Source organism: Paenibacillus sp. J53TS2, from assembly GCF_018403305.1.
GTDB lineage: Bacteria > Bacillota > Bacilli > Paenibacillales > Paenibacillaceae > Fontibacillus > Fontibacillus rhizolycopersici.
Genome location: NZ_BOSK01000001.1, coordinates 962,839 through 979,281 on the forward strand (window position 1 = coordinate 962,839; position 16,443 = coordinate 979,281).

Annotated in this window: 14 protein-coding genes and 1 riboswitch; of the genes, 2 read left to right on the top strand and 12 right to left on the bottom strand. The window is 54.2% G+C overall.

Features of this window, described 5'->3' with window-relative positions:
* Nucleotides 1-68 precede the first annotated feature (68 nt).
* From KJS42_RS04595 to KJS42_RS04610, 4 genes are all read right to left on the bottom strand, one after another.
* Nucleotides 69-857: an ABC transporter ATP-binding protein gene (locus tag KJS42_RS04595; RefSeq protein ID WP_213622066.1), complete on the bottom strand. Its 789-nt coding sequence runs from the start codon at nucleotides 855-857 to the stop codon at nucleotides 69-71.
* Nucleotides 854-1,903: a FecCD family ABC transporter permease gene (locus KJS42_RS04600; RefSeq protein WP_155607600.1), complete on the bottom strand. Its 1,050-nt coding sequence runs from the start codon at nucleotides 1,901-1,903 to the stop codon at nucleotides 854-856. Before KJS42_RS04600 ends, KJS42_RS04595 begins: the two co-directional genes overlap by 4 nt.
* Nucleotides 1,900-2,907: an ABC transporter substrate-binding protein gene (locus KJS42_RS04605; protein WP_213622067.1), complete on the bottom strand. Its 1,008-nt coding sequence runs from the start codon at nucleotides 2,905-2,907 to the stop codon at nucleotides 1,900-1,902. The genes KJS42_RS04600 and KJS42_RS04605 overlap by 4 nt, the downstream gene beginning before the upstream one ends.
* 242 nt (nucleotides 2,908-3,149) lie before the next feature.
* Nucleotides 3,150-3,359, bottom strand: a riboswitch (cobalamin riboswitch).
* 87 nt (nucleotides 3,360-3,446) lie between these two features.
* Nucleotides 3,447-5,024: a methyl-accepting chemotaxis protein gene (locus tag KJS42_RS04610; RefSeq protein ID WP_213622068.1), complete on the bottom strand. Its 1,578-nt coding sequence runs from the start codon at nucleotides 5,022-5,024 to the stop codon at nucleotides 3,447-3,449.
* Between the two features lie 258 nt (nucleotides 5,025-5,282).
* On the opposite strand from KJS42_RS04610, the gene KJS42_RS04615 reads away from it, so the two are divergent.
* Complete coding sequence (locus KJS42_RS04615; RefSeq protein WP_213622069.1) at nucleotides 5,283-6,071, top strand: nucleotidyltransferase domain-containing protein; 789 nt, start codon at nucleotides 5,283-5,285, stop codon at nucleotides 6,069-6,071.
* Between the two features lie 94 nt (nucleotides 6,072-6,165).
* Here KJS42_RS04615 and KJS42_RS04620 read toward each other — a convergent pair whose 3' ends face one another.
* From KJS42_RS04620 to KJS42_RS04655, 8 genes are all read right to left on the bottom strand, one after another.
* Complete coding sequence (locus KJS42_RS04620) at nucleotides 6,166-7,047, bottom strand: TRM11 family SAM-dependent methyltransferase (protein WP_213622070.1); 882 nt, start codon at nucleotides 7,045-7,047, stop codon at nucleotides 6,166-6,168.
* A gap of 135 nt (nucleotides 7,048-7,182) precedes the next feature.
* A complete protein-coding gene (locus tag KJS42_RS04625) occupies nucleotides 7,183-7,953 on the bottom strand; it encodes a TIGR03915 family putative DNA repair protein (protein ID WP_213622071.1) in 771 nt (256 codons plus the stop codon).
* Complete coding sequence (locus KJS42_RS04630) at nucleotides 7,938-9,263, bottom strand: putative DNA modification/repair radical SAM protein (protein ID WP_213622072.1); 1,326 nt, start codon at nucleotides 9,261-9,263, stop codon at nucleotides 7,938-7,940. Before KJS42_RS04630 ends, KJS42_RS04625 begins: the two co-directional genes overlap by 16 nt.
* A 69-nt stretch (nucleotides 9,264-9,332) precedes the next feature.
* Complete coding sequence (locus tag KJS42_RS04635; protein WP_213622073.1) at nucleotides 9,333-10,541, bottom strand: response regulator; 1,209 nt, start codon at nucleotides 10,539-10,541, stop codon at nucleotides 9,333-9,335.
* A complete protein-coding gene (locus KJS42_RS04640) occupies nucleotides 10,541-12,310 on the bottom strand; it encodes a cache domain-containing sensor histidine kinase (protein WP_155607607.1) in 1,770 nt (589 codons plus the stop codon). Before KJS42_RS04640 ends, KJS42_RS04635 begins: the two co-directional genes overlap by 1 nt.
* A gap of 78 nt (nucleotides 12,311-12,388) precedes the next feature.
* Nucleotides 12,389-13,213: a carbohydrate ABC transporter permease gene (locus KJS42_RS04645; protein ID WP_155607608.1), complete on the bottom strand. Its 825-nt coding sequence runs from the start codon at nucleotides 13,211-13,213 to the stop codon at nucleotides 12,389-12,391.
* 17 nt (nucleotides 13,214-13,230) lie between these two features.
* Nucleotides 13,231-14,121, bottom strand: a complete 891-nt coding sequence (locus tag KJS42_RS04650; protein ID WP_155607609.1) for a carbohydrate ABC transporter permease — start codon at nucleotides 14,119-14,121, stop codon at nucleotides 13,231-13,233.
* Nucleotides 14,122-14,239: 118 nt separating this feature from the next.
* On the bottom strand, nucleotides 14,240-15,595 hold the full coding sequence (locus KJS42_RS04655; RefSeq protein ID WP_155607610.1) for a sugar ABC transporter substrate-binding protein: 1,356 nt from the start codon (nucleotides 15,593-15,595) through the stop codon (nucleotides 14,240-14,242).
* 667 nt (nucleotides 15,596-16,262) lie between these two features.
* On the opposite strand from KJS42_RS04655, the gene KJS42_RS04660 reads away from it, so the two are divergent.
* Nucleotides 16,263-16,443: helix-turn-helix domain-containing protein (locus KJS42_RS04660; RefSeq protein WP_213622074.1), on the top strand; the 181-nt coding region annotated here is incomplete at its 3' end.

The window sequence follows — 16,443 nt, forward strand, 5'->3', positions numbered from 1 at the left end:
CCTTTCATTATTACGCATCTTACGCATCAGCGTTCTTGCACTTCTCACGCCGCCATAGCAGCCGGTACTCACGACCGTTCCCGACGCAGCAGCAGCTGCGGAACGTTTGAGTCCGGATGAGGCACTTGATGTGCCTGAACCCCAAACACCTCGGCGACCAGCTCCGGCGACAAAATATTCTCCGGCGCCCCCTGATCCACGATCCGACCTCCGCTCATGACAAGAAGATGGCTGCAAAACAACGCAGCCAAATTCAGATCATGCATGACCGAAACGACAGTTAGCCCCGCTTCTCGCTGCCAATCGGCGACCATCTCCATAAACTGCATCTGGTAGCGCAAGTCCAAATAGGTCGTTGGTTCATCAAGCAGCACCAGCTCGGGCTGCTGGGCCATCACTTTCCCGAGCGCTACCCGCTGCCGCTGCCCCCCGCTCAGCACGCCCAACGGACGATGCTCGAGCTCCTTCAAATCGAGGCGCTCCATAATGCCGTCGATGAGGCGGCGGCCGGCCTCCGCCCCACCTATCTCCCTGCCGCGCCAATCCTGATGGGCGAATCGGCCCATCTCTACGACCTCGCGAACCGTGAACGCGACGGACGGAAGCCCGTCCTGTTGGAGAACGGCGACTTTACGCGACAGTTCCTTGCGGGAGTAGGCCGTCAACGGACGCCCCTCCAGCGCAATCGCGCCGGAATCCGGTTGTTCCACACCTGAGATTAGGTTCAGGAGGGTCGTTTTGCCGCTGCCGTTTGGACCGATCAATCCCCAAAGCTCGCCGCGGCCGACCCGCCAATCCACTTCGTTCAGCACTTCGAGGCGACCAAACGCCTTCGCAACTCCCCGCACCTCGATCAACGCAGCTCCTCCTCTCTCTGCTTTTTCTTCCGGTACAGCAGATACCCAAAGAAAGGCGCTCCCACAAACGCGGTGACGATGCCCAGCGGAATTTCTGTAGGGGCCAGCAGAGAGCGGGCGGCCAGGTCGCTCCACATCATGAATATCCCCCCACCTAGCGCGGACAGCGGGATGATTAGGCGGTAATTCGGTCCGGTGATCAGTCGGATCATATGCGGAACGACCAGACCTACGAATCCGATCACCCCGGACACCGACACCGCAGCTGCCGTCATCAGCGTGGCGACGAGCAACACGGCCAGTTTGGTCCGTTCCACAGCCATCCCGGAGTGGGAAGCCTGACGTTCACCAAGAGCCAGCAGGTTCAAATGCTTGGCCCGGCTCCACAGGAACAGGGCCCCCACCAGCAAATACGGCAAAAGGATGGCCGTATACGACCATCCGCGCAAGCTCAAACTGCCCATCGTCCAATAATAAATCTCATTGATCGTTTTTTTCGACATCGCCGTTAAAAAGGACACGACCGCCCCTAGAAAAGACTGCATCACGACGCCGGACAAGACCAGGCTTTCGATGGGCAGCTTCCCGTTCTCCCGGGCCAGCCAGATCACGATCCATAACGTAACTGCCCCGGTCACGAAGGCGATCATAGGCAACGTAAAGATGCCAAGCAACGAAAACTGCCATCCGAAAAAAATCAGCACAGCCGCACCGATCGCCGAACCTGATGATACCCCTAACGTAAAGGGATCCGCCAGCGGGTTGCGCAGCACGCCTTGAAAGCCTGCGCCCGCCACGGCGAGCGAAGCGCCAACCAACATCCCGAGCAGCACGCGAGGCAAGCGAACCTGCACGACGATTTGCTCTGCCGCAGCGCCCCAGTCCGGCGTAATCAAGCGGCCAAGACCCGGGAGCCGATGCAGCAGGATGGCCGCAATATCCCCTGCCGGAACATAGACAGAGCCAATGCCGATGCAGAACAGCAACGTCACCGCTAGCAGAACGAGTCCCGCCGCCCCATATCCGGCTAATCTGCCGCGCGTCATGGCTGGATCAAATCCGGATGAATCGCTTTGGCGACTTCGATTAGCCCTTGTGTCACGCGAGGACCTGTACGACTAAGCAGATTATCGTCCATAGCAATGATCCGATTCTCCTTCACAGCCGATATTTGGTCCCAGCCGGAACGGCCTTTGATGATGTCAGCCAACGTCTTGTTGTTCTCGTCAATTACGCTTTTTGCATACAAAATGACATCCGGGTTCGCTTGAATAATCTGCTCTTCATTAATCTCGGACCATCCCTCAACCTCGGAAGCAACGTTGATGCCGCCCGATAACGTGATCATTTCATCCATAAATTCACCTTTACCGACTGTCCAGCCTGGGGAAAACTCGATGTACACCTTTTTCTTCTGATCCTCGCTCAGCGAACCCACCGCATCAGTAACGGTTTGGACCTCCTGCTTCATCTTCCCGACCACTTCGTCCGCTTCGGCCTGGTGATTCGTGATTTTGCCAATCGTTTGGATATGCTCCATAACCGCATCGATCGTTTTCGGATTGGATTGGAACACTTGAAGTCCCATATCCGTCAGGCTTTTGACCGTCGCCTCATCAATGAGACTAGCTGCCAAAATGAGATCCGGCTGCGCCGCCACGATCGCTTCAACGTTCACCTGGAATCCGCCCATCCGCGGTTTGTCCTTCACCGCTTCCGGATAGTCGTCCAAATCGGATACGCCGGCGACTTGTTCATTAAGCCCAAGAGCAAACAGCACTTCCGTCTCTGACGGCGCCAGCGAAACGATTCGTTCCGGCGCTGCGTCAAACGTGAACTCCTTGCCGGTGGAATCCGTTACGGTATAGGGATAAGTCGTCTCCTGTGCGGCTGGTTGATTCGCTTCAGCATTTGTTCCCGCGTTTTGCGTCTGCTGCGTCGCCTCCGCAACGTTCCCCGTTCCTTGATTCACTGCGTTGTTACCGCAGGCAGCCAGCACCAGCAGCAAGGCCAACAAGCCCAAGCTTGCGATTCGTTTCCAGTTCTTCATCTCCAAATCTCCCCTTTTTGTTCATTCCAGTTGGTAAAGAATCGCCTCGTGCTTCAGCGGTACGTTGTGCAGCCGGATTTCAAGTCCAGCCGAACACCATCCCGGCAACAAAGAAAAACCCCTATCCTAGCGGATGGGGTTACGTCTACAAAGTCATGCCGCGCGCCGACGAAGTGGAGAGCTCCACAGTCTGGCGCCAAGCCATGATACTCTTGGCAGAACGTTATCCTTTCCTCGAAGGACCGTCTTGATTTCCCGTGGCAGGTCTCCTGACTTCCAGGTATCGACGAAAGCTCGCCTTCCCATCTCCCTAGCGGGCGACAGTGGCATCGTGAGCTCGTCCCTGTTTACAGTGGCGGGACCGTGCCGGATTTGCACCGGCTTCCCTTTTAACCCGAAGCGGCACGGCGTTCTTCACCGCTGCTTCAGGACCTACGGGCACAATTTGTACGCTTGTCTTAAGGCTTTCTTCTCTATTGGATTATAGGGGAAAAGCGGGAAACTGACAATATCTAATCCGCTTCGTCATGTCTTCGACTTCACTCCAGAGACAAATCCGCTCCCAGGACGCCAATCGCTTCGCCGCCCCGACGGATGGGCACGGCAAGCGTCATGCACCGCCGTTTCGTAATCGCTGAGATATACGCCTCGGAGACGACCGTTTCCCCGGCAAAAGCACGGCGGAACCATTCCCGACCTTTGGCGTTCAGCAAACCAGCCTCCGGGATGGACACGACAAAGGATCCGTCCTCACGGTTTGACCAAGCTGCTTCAAGTCCCGGTTCCGCGGCCAATAGCTCCTCCAGAGCGGCTCGGTGTCCAGCCGGTTCCATCGCCAGGAACCGCGGCTGATCGGCTGCCTTAAGCAGCTTCCGGGCATAGGCCTGTCCCAACGCCACCGCTTCCTCGCCTCCGGCGGCCAAATCCGTCCCCGAATGCACGGAGTTAAGCGAAACCATCAGTTCGCCTTGCGCCCGGTCGAGCCCCACGACTACGGTCTGCAGCTTGGAAATATGCTCCCGTTCGGACTCCATTCGAGACAGCGCCCCCTCCACATGGATGATGCTTCGATTCAGTGCTTCATGCACCTCACCCAGCATGGCTTCCATGTTACGCGTCAGCTCGGCTTGCTCCCGGCTTCGCTGCCCTGTCTCGGCAACCAGTCCATTCACTCCGGCCACTTCCTCCGCGATGAAACGAATATCCTCGCCCATTCGCTTCATCAGGGAAATGCCCTCCAGCGCCGAGTCCCGGCCGCCTTTCAGCGTGGACTTCACGCGGTCCACATCCGCGGCAATCTGCCGGAACAACGGAGCAGAGCGGCTGATCGCTTCGGTGCTTTGGTCCGCCAGCTGACGCATACGTACGGCTACCACGTCGAAACCTTTGCCTTGAGCCCCCAAACGGGCCGCTTCAATGGATGCGTTCAGCGCCAGCAAAGCCACCTCCCCGGCGATCTCTTCCAAACTCCGGTACAGCGCGCCCAACTTCCGCGTATTCCCCTCCAATTCCTCCATCGGCCCGGCAATCGATTCCTGGGAATCGGCCAACGAACGGATCGTGCCATCCGCCGCTTCAAGCGCCCCAGCCATGCGCACCGCTTCGGCCCGGGTGTGCTCGCTGCGGCTTAGGAGATGCTCTGCGGCGTCATGGATTTGGGAAGCCGATGCGGCAACCTCCTCCATCGCAGCGAGGCTCTCCTGCACCTGTTCCAGTGAGCGCTCGCTGCTGTGCTTTAGCTTCAAATCCTCCTCCGCCGCCGTGTCGGCCAACCTGTGCAGTTGCTCAAGGCTCCCGCCTACTTCGCCGACCGCCGCCTGCAACCGATCCGCCGCCACCAGCGACTCATTGAAGACCGTTGTCCAATCGGTCTCCTTCCGCACGGGTTCATCCGCACTCGCCGCAACGGACTTGCCTCCCAGCAGTCCCCCCCACGGCGCAGTCCCCCGGCCGGTTCCCGACGGCAGCAGGGAATAACCCAAGCAGAGGAGCGTCAATAGCGCAAGAGCCGTGATATACCATGGCGTCTTCGCTACTACCGCACAAACTGCGAGAAGAACTGCCAATCCCACGCCAAGCCAAACGGCGTTTCTTCCTAACCAACGAAGTTGATTCATGTCCCCACCCCTATGTGTAAACTTTGCTAACATTATAAAATAGGACTGGAGTCATAAAAAGGAAAAAGTTAGGAGTTTCGAGACAGGGTGCAAATAATCGACGGATTTCTATAAATAGAACGTTCATTTTAAGAACGTTGTGTCTGGCGTACCCGATTTATTTCTGGTAAATTGATCAATGATTTGCGGCATACTCAATATATATGATATTTTATAATAATACCCTTTTGATGGGTCACAATCTAAGGAGTGCTTATCATGAAGTTACCTTTACACAATCAATTCATACAGGAAGCCATTGAGTATGTGAGTCAAGATCAACGAATAATAGGTCTTCTCGCAGGTGGATCCATGATGTACGGGGAAATGGATGAGTATAGTGATCTGGACTTAATCATTGTGTACAATTCTGCTTTTCGAAGCGAGATCATGGAACAACGCCACTCAATTGCCGAAAGACTGGGTAACTTACTTTCAGCATTTACAGGCGAACACGTCGGAGAACCTAGATTGCTTATATGTTTATATGGCCCACCTCCTCTTCATGTGGACCTGAAATTTGTCCAACTGGATGAGCTCGGATCCCGAATTGAGAATCCTTTGATTCTTTGGGAGAGAGGTGCTGCTATAACATCTATCATTAGTAAAACAAGTCCGTCTTTCCCAATCCCTCATCCTCAATGGATTGAAGACCGTTTCTGGGTATGGGTGCATTACTGCGCTACAAAATTAGGAAGAGGCGAATTGTTCGAATTAATCGATACTATAACATTTATGCGGAATGCAGTGTTGGGGCCGCTGGTACTCATTAACAACGGCCATCTCCCGAGAGGAGTTCGAAAGCTAGAAAAACACGCGCTCGAGGAAGTAGAAGAATTAAAAGGAACCATTCCCATCCACAGCTTTGAGAGTTGCTACCTCGCTCTAAAAAATACAATCAAAATGTATCAACGGCTACGTCAAGTTTCGGAAATTTCACCGAGGAGCGAAGCGGAACGCATCACAATTGAGTTTCTTGAAGGAATATATTCAGAACGATCCCAATGATAGAGCCCCCCACTATGGGTAGTGGGGGGCTTTACAGTGCAAATCGGAGGCAACAATACTATCAAACGGAATCTAAAAAATATAACGCATTACGTTACTTTTCTCTTGTAACCCCCCAAACCTGCCGAACGAAATGGCCTTTGCTAACGGCGCAGTGGTCCGTAACAATCAATCTCGCTTCAGCAATATCTTGCTCCAGCGGCTCGGTGGAGACGATCACCGCTCTTGTCGAGATTCGCTTTACGCTTTCCAGCATCCGCCGTCGCTCCGTGGCGGTTAGTACCGAACACAAATTGTAAGGAAGGTCGACGATCGCGGCATCGTACGCCCCGTCCAGCTCATTTAAATCTCCGATCTCCACGATTCCTGTATCGTCATAGCCAAAGTGACGTAGATTGCTTCTTGCTCCGCGAATCGCCACAGGATTGATGTCCCTGCCAACGATGTCAATCCCCATCGACATCGCTTCGATCAGCACATTGCCCATCCCGCAGCACGGGTCGATGGCTCGCTTACCTTCCGGGTTGGGCACGGCGATATTGACCAGCGCCCGAGCCACCACCGTCGTTAACCCGGTGGAGTAGTTATGCGGCTTCTCCTTGTGCGCAAGCCAGACCGGGTCCGAGATTCGGCATATCCCCAGCACCCAGTCGTCCTGCCGCGCCAGCACACCCAAGGTTACCTCTGGATCACGCATCTCCGCGATGCCGCGAACTTGGGCACCGATCCGGCGCTCCGCCTCGCGCTCCCCTTCATACGTTTGCCGCCGTCCGTTTTTGAGATATCGGACCTTGAAGGTGCATCCCTCCAAATCCAGCAACGATGCCAGCTCGCCAAGCTCATCCAGTGTAGGCGCAGCAAACAAAACATCTAACCGCAGCTGCACGAACGGGCTGCGATTGGGCGGCAGCCGGAGCGGGCTTTCCAAATAAGCGTCTCCCTCTGAAGCCTGCCCGAACAGGGCGCGCTGCTCCATCAGACAGAGCTCCCGCTCGCTCTCATGGCTGGCAAAAGGATAAATATATGTGATGGGGGATGATTTCAAATTGTAGCTTGGATTCAATCTAGCGACATCCTCTCTTGTCCTTATCTCCCCATTGTACCAGAATGTTCAATCATCCCGCATTTCGGTCAACTGCGCCCAGTATCGCTTGGGCATATGCGACATTTGTGCCCGAGGATTCAGCCGTTCCCGGATCGCCACGGTGTCGTAAAATTGCTTCCACAACCGGCGGTATACCCGTTCCTGCTCCCCCACCTCCGGCAAGACGAGCTCATCGAGATCCACGATCTCCGTCCGCTCCGGAGTCGCCTCCTTCGGGCGATGGATCAGCGCCTGGCGATGAGTTTGATCGTAGATCAGAAACGCCTCATGCCGATAACGGTTGCTAAAGTGCGGGGCTAAGATCGGCAACACGCGGTTCTTGGGTTCAATCACCGAAACGAGCACATCGCCGTATACCGAGAAGCGGACAAACCCCATCAAAGCGTGACTTTCCGTATTCAAATGTCTTACCGCTTTGCGAAGCCGATGCACCGTAGTCTCGGTCAGCATATCCATAGCTGCACGCCCATGCCAGAATCCGAGCCGCAGGAAGCGATAGATTAACAAATCCTTCTGCGGCTCGCAAGTCAAGAACCCGCGGCGGACGAGCTCCTGAGCCTCCGGCGAGATGCTCCGCCCGATGGCGCTGTAGACCCGGGACGCTTTCTCAGGTGAGGTCTCCACCCACCTCGACTCAAATAACGTCACCTGCGGGTCGTCGTCAGCGCGGAGATCAACCAGTTCTTCCTTACGTTCATAGCTTTCGAACACACAGGTTAGCAGACCGTCGAAGCTCCCATCATAAGCGTAAGCCGCTTCCTTTATCCAAGCAGCCATGCTCCGAGCTCCCTTCCTGCCGTCCCCGCCAACTCCTCGTCGGAGAACAGCGACAGCTGCTCCACCTTCGGCTGCGGCAGGAACATGTCGATTTCCTTGCGAGACAACAAGGATCTTAGAATCGTGCTTTCGTTCACCTTCAGTCCTTCCAGCCGACGTCCAGAACATGTGAGGAAGTATTGCGCCCGCTTCAACACGACCCCTAGCTTCTTCAAGCCATGAAAATCAAGCCGCCCTGTTCGCCGCGCAGCCACGATCCGTTTAGCGCTTCGTATTCCGATCCCCGGGACGCGCAGCAGCGTTTCATAAGGAGCCGTATTGACTTCCACCGGAAAACGATCGATATGCTGGACTGCCCAATGGCATTTCGGATCCATGAATAAATTAAAATTTGGCGTGCGTTCCTCGAGCAGCTCCTTGGCTTCAAAACCGTAGAACCGCAGCAGCCAGTCCGCCTGGTACAAGCGGTGTTCCCGCAGCAGAGGCGGCTTGGTATCCAGCGACGGCAGCAGTGTATGCTCCGCCACCGGTGTGTAGGCGGAATAATACACCCGCTTCAGCTCATATTTGCGATACAGCGCCTCCGTCAGGTTGAGGATGCTGAGATCGCTGTCCGGCGTAGCCCCGATGATAAGCTGAGTACTTTGCCCGCCGGGCACAAACCGGGGAGCGTGACGGTATTTCACGAGATCGGTACCGTTCTCGCGGATGCCCTGACGGATGGCGCGCATCGGCTTCAGGATCGCCTCCTTGCTCTTATCCGGCGCAAGCTGAAGCAAGCTGTGCTGCGACGGCAGCTCGATGTTTACGCTCATCCGGTCCGCAAGCAGCCCAAGCCGGGCTATCAGCGCCGGATCGGCACCGGGTATCGCCTTCACGTGAATATAGCCGCCGAACCCGTAGTGGTTCCGCAGCAGCTCCAACGTCCGGATCAGTTGCTCTGTCGTATAATCCGGGCTGCGCATGATCCCGGAGCTGAGGAACAAGCCCTCGATATAGTTGCGGCGGTAGAAATGCATCGTCAACTCCGCCAGCTCCTCCGGCGTGAATGCAGCGCGGCGCGTGTCGTTAGATCGGCGGTTAACGCAATATTTGCAATCATAAATGCAGGCGTTTGTCATCAGCAGCTTGAGCAACGAAATGCAACGTCCGTCGGCGGCAAAGCTGTGACAAATGCCGCAAGCGACGGTGTTTCCTACCGTCCGGCTGTCGCCGTTCGCTCCGCTTCCCCGTTCAACCCCGCTGGAAGAACAAGATACATCATATTTGGCCGAATCCGTCAAGATGGTCAGCTTGTCAACTACGTTCATCCTTGCAGCCTCCCTTTTGACTGCATTATATGACGAACATATGTTCCTGTCAATGAACCAACAACACCGCTACTCCTTCATCCCGCCGCTAGCCAGCAAAATATTAATGTTCTGCTGCTGCCGGTACTCATTGGGCGTCACGTTATATTTCTTGCGGAACATCTGCGTAAAATGCCGCATGTCCTGATAGCCGATGTATTCGGCGATTTCCGCGACCTTCAGCTTCGGGTTCAGCAGGAGTTGCTTCGCTTGCTCCAGCCGGAGCGAGGTCACGTACTCCTTGTAGCCAAGCCCGACCTTCTGCTTGAACAGCTGACTGAAATAGGCCGAGTTCAGGTAGACGATGGAGGCGACCTTTTCCAGGGAGAGATCCTCGTTGTAGTGCTCCTTGATGTACTGCAAGGCAACATCGATTGCCTTCTCCCCGCTGCCCTTCGCTGGATCCAGCAAGGTGACCGGCGAATCGGAGGCCTGCTTCATGCGCATGACCACCTGCGGCACCATCTTGAAATCGTTGTTCAGACCTGAATGGACGATCTGAAAAGGCACCTTCAAATAGTGCTTCATATGTGCCTTCACTTCGTCTTGAAACTGTCCGATTCGTTCCGGATCCCGCGGCGTAATCAGTCCCAGCAGACTTTGCCGGTCGTAGCTGACAACAAACCCCCGTCCATGGCGTTCAATCAACTCGGAGAGCACATTTTCCACGATGAAATGCTCCAGCCGCACGCTTTTGTCCCCGGCATCCATCTGGACCATCATCAAATAAAAGCTGAGATAGTCCTCCATAAACGGTGTCAGATCCAGATTGCCAATATCCAGGCCTGAGGCCAGCCGCTGGAACATGCCTTCGCGCAAATATTTCAAATTCGCCTTCAAGAGCTCCTCTTCCTTGATCAGCTCGCTTTCCTCGCGGATTTCCGCCGCCAGGGTACTGATGATTTCCTGCAGCCGGGTTTTCCCGATCGGCTTGAGCAGATAATCGCGGGCCCCCAACCGCACCGCTTCCTGGGCGTAGGCAAACTCGCTGTGGGCCGAGATAACCACCCACTTCACGTAGGGAAACTTGCGTTTGGAAATCCGCATGAATTCCAGCCCGTTCATCCCCGGCATCAAAATATCCGTTAGGACGATGTCGAAACGCTGCTCTCCCATCAGTTTAACCGCCTCTTCTGCTCCTTCCGCCAAATCCACCGCATATTCCGGGGAGATCCGCTTAATCGTCCGTTTGATCCCTTCGCGAATCGCCCGTTCGTCGTCGGCTATCAGAATATTCACTATGAAACGTCTCCTTCCATTGGAAGCGGCAGCACGACGGCCACCTTGGTTCCTTCATCGGGAATGCTCTCGATCTCCAAACCGTAACGTTCACCAAACATATGCTGGATGCGGCGATGCAGGTTTTGCAGCCCGATGCCGCTGCTGCCCGTGCCGGACTCCCTCGGGATTTGCCGGTTCAACGACTGCTTCAGCCAAGCCAGCCGCTCGCCATTCATCCCATTCCCGTTGTCCTCCACGACGATCTTTAATACGTCCCCGACCTCCTGCGTATATAGCTTAAGCACGCCTTGGCGTTTCAAGGACTCGAGCCCGTATTTTACGGCGTTTTCGATGATTGGCTGAACGGTCATTTTCGGCAGGCGGATCCCCATCCAACGCTCGTCAACCGACGTTTCCACCCGCAGCCGGCCCTCCAGCCGGATCAGGATGATCGTCAAATAATGGTGGATCTGCTCCAGCTCTTCGCGCAGCGTAACCTTGGCTCCATCTTTCCACTCGCTGCTGTAGCGGAACATCGAAGACAGCGATAAGACGAGCTCGCCTAACCGATCGTTCTCCTTCTCATCCAGCAGCCAGTAAATCATATCCAGTGTGTTATACAAAAAATGCGGGTTCACCTGAGACTGCAGCGCATGCAGCTCGGCATTCTTCTCGCTGACCGAAGAGACCTTGACCCTTTCGATCAGCTCCTCGATCCGGCTAACCATCCGGTTAAAGGAGGCGACAAGAATGTTGATCTCCTGATAAGAGGACACGTTCACCATCCCGCGGAAATTCCCGATCTCTACCTGTTTCATCTCACGAATCAGCTTCTTCAGCGGATTGGCGATCGTCCGCGATACGAGGCTGGCGACGACGGCGGAGACGATGATCAGGATCGAGATAACGATCAGTAAATACCGTTTGGTCTCCACCAGCTCCACGTTCAAATCCTGGCGCGGCGTCACGCTGACGACCGACCAGTCGGAAAAAGGCAGCCGGGAGGCCACGGTAATGCCGGAATCTTTCTGCTCCACCACCATATTACGGGATCCCTCCAGCTTGGGGAGGTTCGGCAACACCGGTGCCGGCTCGGTCAGCGACGAGACGACCTGACCCTGCTGATTCATCAGATAGACCTCGCTATGCTCGCCCAGCTTCAAATTATCTAGGGCATCCAGCACAGGCCCGGGGTTCACCTCAAAGAGAGCAATCCCGATCGGCTTGTGTTCATTCAAATCGTAAATTTGCCGGCCAAAAGCGAACACCGGACTGTCTTCGTTCATATCAATCAGCGAATGGGCATAAACGCCTAGCCACACCAATTTCCCCGACGAATCGCGGAGTTGGTGATACCATTCTTCCTTCGGATAGTCCGAATCGAGCACATTCATCGAGTTGCCGTAATTATAGATTTTCCCCCGGTTGGTGATGACATGGATGCCCACCAGATCGTCGCGCGAATAAAAAATCGCCCCGATAATATTCGTAATCGATTGCTCATTGATATAGGCTATCGCCGGTTCGTCGGTTTTCTCGTTCAACAGGCGGATCATTTCGAAATTGTTCGTGATCGACTTGGACAAGCTGTCGTACCCTTCGTAAAGCAGGCTGAACAACCCGGCGGTCTGGGCCACGTTTTTTTGCGACAGGTCGCTGATTTTCTCGTGATATTGCTCGGTGGTCCGGTTATAGTAAAGCAGGCTGACGATCAGCAAAATGCCCGACATGCAAAAAAGAAACAGCAAAAACAACCGATGGTTGATGGAATGAAAGCCGTTTCGCAACTGTTTTCCCCCTCCCATCCTCGTGTCCTGCTGCTCCTCCATTATAAGTCCGCTTCCCTATTTTGCAAGATAATCCCTTTAACCTTTGACGGCCCCTGCAACCATCCCTTTCGTAATCTGGTTCGACAGGAAGAAATAGATCAGAATGACCGGCAGTGCGCCCATGACGAGGAAAGCGCCGATCGCCCCGTAGTTGACGGAATATTGACTGACGAACGTATATACCCCAAAGGGTAAGGTCTTTAGCTTCTCTGAAGATATGAACGTCGCGGCCAAAATATATTCGTTCCAGATCGTGATAAAGGTAAGGATACACACCGTCATCATCGGCGGCACAGACACGGGAATAATGATGCTGCGGAAGATCCGGTAAATGCTCGCCCCGTCGATAAAAGCCGACTCCTCGATTTCCGCCGGGATGCTCTTCATGAATCCGCTGAGAATAAAGACGGCGATCGGGGTGGAGAAAGCGATATACGGCAATATGAGCGACAGATGGGTATTCAGAATATCGACGTTTTTGAAAATCACCATCAACGGCAGCAGCGTGGCCTGCATCGGGATCATCATCCCCATCAGAAAGACGGTCATGACCAAGCCGCCGTACTTCCAGCGGAAACGTGAAATCGCGTACGCCACCATCGAGCTCAGGAGGATGACGCAGATCATGGTGATCGCGGTGACCATCACGCTGTTCGATAAATATTTCAAATAGCTGCCGGACTCGTAAGCATCTTTGTAATTATGCCACTGCAGCGCCTTCGGCAAGGCGAAGAAGCTCCCGCTCATGATCTCCTCATTCGTCTTCAAGGAATACAGCAGCAGCCACAACAGCGGGTACAGTTGAGTAACAACCGGAATCGCAAAGAGCAGATACACGATTCCCTTTTTGATTTTGCGCATGGACCTCGCCTCCTTGGCTAGCTGTATTTTTTCTCGAGCTTGTTGAAGATGGAATTGATGATCGCCGTGCATACAAGGCACAACAGAACCAGGAACGTGGCAATCGCGCTGCCGTACCCGTACTTCAAGGACAGGAACGAGCTGTTATACATATGCGTGGAGATGACGTCGGTAGCATGCGCCGGACCGCCGGCCGTCATGACCATCACGAGGTCAAACGCCTGCAGGGAGCCGATAAACGCCAAGACGATCGATATTTTAAAAATCGGGACGATTAGCGGCATCGTGATGTAACGATCTGCTTTGAAGCCTTCCGCCCCGTCGATTTTCGCGGCTTCATAAATTTCGTCCGGAATGTTCTGCACCCCGGTGTATTGGATCAACAGGTGGTAGCCGAAATACTGCCACAACGACACGAAGTACAAGCTGAACATGGCGATCTTCGGCTCGGTCAGCCAGTTATGCGTCCAACTGTCCAATCCGAGGGCAATGAGCACGCCGTTCAACATCCCGCCCATCGAGGTCGGGTTATAGATGGTTTTCCAGAGTTGTCCGATAATAACGACCGATAAAATCACCGGCGTAAAATAAATCGACGCCAGCGTATTTCCCTTCTTCAAATAACGGCTGAGCAAAATGGCGAAAAACAAGCAAAGCGGAATTTCCAACATGGAAGCTACCGCATAAAGCAACGTTCTCCTGACCGACGGCCAGAAGACTGGATCGTTCCAGAACATGTCGCGGAAGTTGGATAACCCCGTAAATTTCGCAGTGGTGATCCCGTCCCAATTCAATAAACTGGTCCCAAACGATACGACAATGGGAACAAACACCAGGCACACATACAACAACAGACAAGGCAATACGAAGACGGCTATTGTGCGTGCAGGCACTTTCAGTACTTTCATCTCTCCGCCCCCCAATAGAAATGCGATGCGAAGAAGCGCTCTGGCACGAATGCTCATAAGGCTGCTTCGCATCGATGGAAAGGTAACTTTTTAGTTTTTATACGGTAGGGTTAGTTCATTATTGCTTATTGGCTTCGAAGGCGGTTTGATGTTCTTTGGCTACTTGAGCGGATTCCACTTTCTGTACAAACAGGTTTTGGATGCTGCTCAGGTGGACTTGCGCGGTTGCCGGATTCATCGTATTGTCAAACGCCAGGTCGCCGCCCTTCACTTGGTTGAACAATTCAGCCACGTTGATGGCGAGATCGGAGTAACCGGCTGCTTTCAGGTCGCCGTCGACTTTTTGGCCGAGACCTACGGCGTTTTTGTTCTCAAATTGCTTCTTCGGGAAGTTCAGCGTAAAGAAGTTCAAGAAGTCCTTCGTTTCCTGCAAATGCTCGCTGTTCGCCGATACCGCAAACGCGCTGCCCGGTGCGAGCATGAACTCGTTTGGATCGCCCTTGCCGTTCACAGTCGGGAATTGGAATGCGCCGACCTTGCCAGCTACAGACGAAGCATCGATGGCGCCGGTTTCCCAGGATCCGATCACCCACATCGCCGCTTGACCGGATTTGAAGATGTTGCCGCCCGCCGTTGCGTCAATGGAGGTTGCGCCGTCCGGGAACGCGCCGGCTTGCACCAGCTCTTGGAACTTATCGACGGCTTCGATGAAGGCCGGATCTTCAAACGTCTTCTTGCCGTCCATCACGTCTTGCAGGAAACCAGGGCCGCCGTTCGTACGAAGCAGGATGTTCATGAACAGGAACGAACCGGTCCAGGAATCCTTCTCGCCGATCGCCAGCGGCGTGATGCCTTTTTCTTTGAAGATCTTCACGTCAGCCAGGAACTCATCGAACGTTTCCGGTGTTTTGGTGATGCCGGCTTGCTCGAACAGTTCCTTATTGTAATAAACCACTTCGATATTGTTGCCGTCCGGCAGGGCATACACGTTGCCGTCAAAGCTGTAGTAATCAAGCAATCCCGCTTGGTACGTGTCCTTCAGGCCGTTTTGGTCCAGCATGTCGTTGAGCGGCGCCAGCAGGCCGGCGTCCACGAACGGTTTCATTTGCGCCGCCGGGTTCACGATCGTGATGTCCGGAACTTCTTTGGATGCGGCTTGCGTTTTGAGCTTGATTTTTTGCTGGTCGGTATTCAGCGTGTCGAGTTCGATATGGATGTTGGGATGCGCCGTTTCGTACTCTTCAACCAGCGCATGGATCGTTTTATAGGACGGAGTAGCCGGGTCTGGATAAATGTTCTGGAACGTGATAGTGATCTTCTCGCCGCCGCTCCCGCTCTTCGCCCCGTTTCCGGCCGGCTCGTTCGCCGCTGCATTGTTCTTCGCCGCGTTGCCTCCGCATGCCGACAAGCTCAGCGCCAGCACGGCGGTTAAAGCGATTGCCGAAGTTCTCTTCCATAGCTTCTTATTGACCATTGAATCATGCCCCCTGTGTTTAGGATAAAACCATTATTTCGCCTTTAAGCGCTTTCAACAAGGCGCGAACTTTGGATATCCGGTTGATTTTTTTTAGGAATGTAGAATTTCCCCTGTTTCCTTGGAATTGGGAATAGGAGTGGAGCGGGATGCGCAACGCAGGGCGAGGGCGTGGATGCAGCAGGACGTGGTAGGGCGCGGGGGGTGCGGGGGGCGTGGTGGGTGCGGGGGGATCGGTAGATGCGGTGGGCGTGGGGGGCATGGGGGGGCGCGGGGGGCGTGGTAGGTGCGGTAGGTGCGGTAGGTGCGGTGGTGGGCCCGGTGGGTGCGGTAGGATCGGGAGCCCCGGGGGAAGTGCGACTAATGTTGCATGTTGTACAACACCCACAGCAATTAGGTGTTCTGCTGCAAAAATGTTGCATTTTCTGCAACATTATTAGCCGGCATGGGACTGCCGCCCTCAAAATGTTGCATTTTGTACAACATTTCACAGCAAATCGGGCGCTCTGTCGCAAAAATGCTGCACTTTCTGCAACATTATAGCTAGAACCCCGGTGGATCAGGGTAAAATGTTGTACATTCTGCAACATTTCTATAAAGCCCCCTAATCACTTTGGACACTTTCAGGCTAAACAATATACAATAAATATAGCTGGAGGTAGTCCGTATGAGAGTTCAGCACAGCAAGTTCGACGAATTAAGAATACAGGTCGTCGAGGAAGCACTGGACAGGGGGAATGTGGCTTTAACTGCTCGCAAACATGGAATCTCCCCCTATTCCTTGTACAAGTGGGTGAAACAATATAGGGATGAGGTGGAGATAAACATGGGTAAGAAAAAGGACATAA

Bases quoted from the DNA above. Each gene is read 5' to 3' on its own strand.
- KJS42_RS04600 (WP_155607600.1), bottom strand. From the start codon at position 1,903: ATGACGCGCGGCAGATTAGCCGGATATGGGGCGGCGGGACTCGTTCTG.
- KJS42_RS04605 (WP_213622067.1), bottom strand. From the start codon at position 2,907: ATGAAGAACTGGAAACGAATCGCAAGCTTGGGCTTGTTGGCCTTGCTG.
- KJS42_RS04610 (WP_213622068.1), bottom strand. From the start codon at position 5,024: ATGAATCAACTTCGTTGGTTAGGAAGAAACGCCGTTTGGCTTGGCGTG.
- KJS42_RS04615 (WP_213622069.1), top strand. From the start codon at position 5,283: ATGAAGTTACCTTTACACAATCAATTCATACAGGAAGCCATTGAGTAT.
- KJS42_RS04620 (WP_213622070.1), bottom strand. From the start codon at position 7,047: ATGGAGCAGCGCGCCCTGTTCGGGCAGGCTTCAGAGGGAGACGCTTAT.
- KJS42_RS04625 (WP_213622071.1), bottom strand. From the start codon at position 7,953: ATGGCTGCTTGGATAAAGGAAGCGGCTTACGCTTATGATGGGAGCTTC.
- KJS42_RS04630 (WP_213622072.1), bottom strand. From the start codon at position 9,263: ATGAACGTAGTTGACAAGCTGACCATCTTGACGGATTCGGCCAAATAT.
- KJS42_RS04645 (WP_155607608.1), bottom strand. From the start codon at position 13,213: ATGCGCAAAATCAAAAAGGGAATCGTGTATCTGCTCTTTGCGATTCCG.
- KJS42_RS04650 (WP_155607609.1), bottom strand. From the start codon at position 14,121: ATGAAAGTACTGAAAGTGCCTGCACGCACAATAGCCGTCTTCGTATTG.
- KJS42_RS04655 (WP_155607610.1), bottom strand. From the start codon at position 15,595: ATGGTCAATAAGAAGCTATGGAAGAGAACTTCGGCAATCGCTTTAACC.